Below are 1,907 nucleotides of genomic sequence, written 5' to 3'. Positions count from 1 at the left end.
GACAGCCTGTTGCGGGTCAACTGAGCGGAGCCGTTACCATGTCACTACGTCGTGCCGAGATTGCGCCTGTTCCCGCCGCGACCGCCCAGGTCGCCGCAGCCGCGTTCCCAAAGGGCTGTCCGGCCATGCGCCTGCGCGACGAGCTGGGTGCGGTCTACGACGACCGGATGTTCGCCTCCCTCTACCCGGTTCGCGGCCAGCCGGCGCACTCCCCGTGGCGGCTGGCCCTGGTCACGGTGCTGCAGTTTACCGAGGGGCTGAGCGACCGGCAGGCGGCCGACGCGGTCCGGGGGCGGATCGACTGGAAGTGAAGTTGAAGTTGCCCCGGTTTGGTGGACACCGACGATGCTTTTGCGCGAGGTGTCCTTATGGCCAAGACGCATCCTCCCTATGCGCCGGAGTTCCGGCGCCAGATGGTCGAGCTGGTTCGTGCCGGGCGTGACCCGGCCGATCTGGCTCGCGAGTTCGAACCCTCGTCCCAGGCGATCCGCAATTGGGTGGCCCAGGCCGATCGACAGGAGGGCCGCCGGGAGGTCAAGCCCGCTGCTGATGCCGGCCTAAGCGCGGCCGAACGCGAGGAATTGACCCGGCTGCGACGGGAGAACAAGCAGCTGCGCCTGGAGCGCGACATTCTCTCTCGAGCGACGGCCTGGTTCGCCCGCGAGACCGGCGTGATCCCGTCCGGATCTTCCGGCTCATGAGCGCGAACCAGGCCCGCTTTCCGATCGCCGCGATGGCACGCGTGCTCGGCGTGTCAAAGGCCGGCTACTATGCCTGGCGCTATCGCCCGCCCTCGGCCCATGCCCGAGCGGATGAGGTGCTGCTGGCGCGGATCAAGACGGTGCACATCAGCTCGCGGCAGACCTATGGGGCACCGCGTGTCCATGCCGAGCTGCGGGCCGCCGGAGAGCGTCACGGCCGCAAGCGGATTGCCCGACTGATGCGCGTGGCCGGTCTGGTCGGCGCTAGCCGCAGGCGCGGCGGCCCGATCGCGACGCAGCGCGACAAACACGCCCGACCCGCGCCCGATCTGGTCGACCGCGACTTCCAGGCGGATGGTCCAAACCGGCTGTGGGTCGCCGACATTACCTACGTCCCGACCGCGGCGGGCTTCCTCTACCTAGCGGTCGTCGTGGATGTCTGGAGTCGCAGGGTCGTCGGCTGGGCAATGGCGAACCATCTGCGAGCCGAGCTGGTTCTGGACGCCCTGAACATGGCCCTCGGCCAGCGTCGGCCGCGAGAGGTGATCCATCATTCGGACCAGGGCAGCCAATATACCTCGCTGGCTTTCGGCAAGCGCTGCAAGGAAGCCGGCGTGCGGCCTTCGATGGGCTCGGTCGGGGATGCCTACGACAACGCCCTGTGCGAGAGCTTCTTTGCCACCCTCGAATGCGAACTGCTCGAGCGGCGCCGCTTTGCCTCTCAGGTCGAGGCACGTATGGCCTGCTTCAGCTTCATCGAAGGCTTCTACAATCCCACCCGGCGGCACTCCGCCCTCGGGTATCGCTCGCCCATTTGCTACGAACAGGAGATGCAAACAGACCGACAGCCCGCTACCCCCTGAACCGTCCACGAAAACGGGGCAACTTCAGAGCTCTTTCTCGAGCGCGGCTTGGCGGTGGATCACAGCACCGTGAACCGCTGGGTCCTGGCCTATGCGCGCTGATTCGAGCGCCGGCTGCGATCCTTCCGCACGCCGCATTGCAGGTCGATTCGCATTGACGAGACCTACATCAAGATCCGCGGCCAGTGGCGATACCGGGCCATCGACAAGCACGGCACACCGGTTGATTTCCTGCTTACCGCCACACGCGACCTCCAGGCCGCCAAGCGCTTCTTCCGCAAGATGCTGAAGGACGAGCCCTTGCTCGCGCCTGACCGGATTGGTACAGACGGGGCCGGCCCCT

General features: G+C 66.9%; 1 protein-coding gene and 2 pseudogenes. All 3 read left to right on the top strand.

The features are described 5' to 3' along the window. Nucleotides 1–38: 38 nt before the first annotated feature. A pseudogene (locus VGC56_RS04705) lies at nucleotides 39–308 on the top strand (transposase); the annotation flags it as partial. Nucleotides 309–368: 60 nt separating this feature from the next. Continuing rightward, nucleotides 369–1,564, top strand: a protein-coding gene (locus VGC56_RS04700) for an IS3 family transposase (RefSeq protein WP_464123560.1) whose coding sequence is annotated in 2 segments (ribosomal slippage) — nucleotides 369–645 and nucleotides 645–1,564 — 1,197 coding nt in all. Because the reading frame shifts where the segments join, the coding sequence is not laid out codon by codon here. Between the two features lie 27 nt (nucleotides 1,565–1,591). Continuing rightward, nucleotides 1,592–1,907: pseudogene (locus VGC56_RS04695) on the top strand (DDE-type integrase/transposase/recombinase); the annotation flags it as partial.

The sequence above is a fragment of the Allosphingosinicella sp. genome (assembly GCF_036403745.1).
Lineage (GTDB): Bacteria > Pseudomonadota > Alphaproteobacteria > Sphingomonadales > Sphingomonadaceae > Allosphingosinicella.
This window is presented reverse-complemented; position numbering and strand designations above follow the sequence as displayed.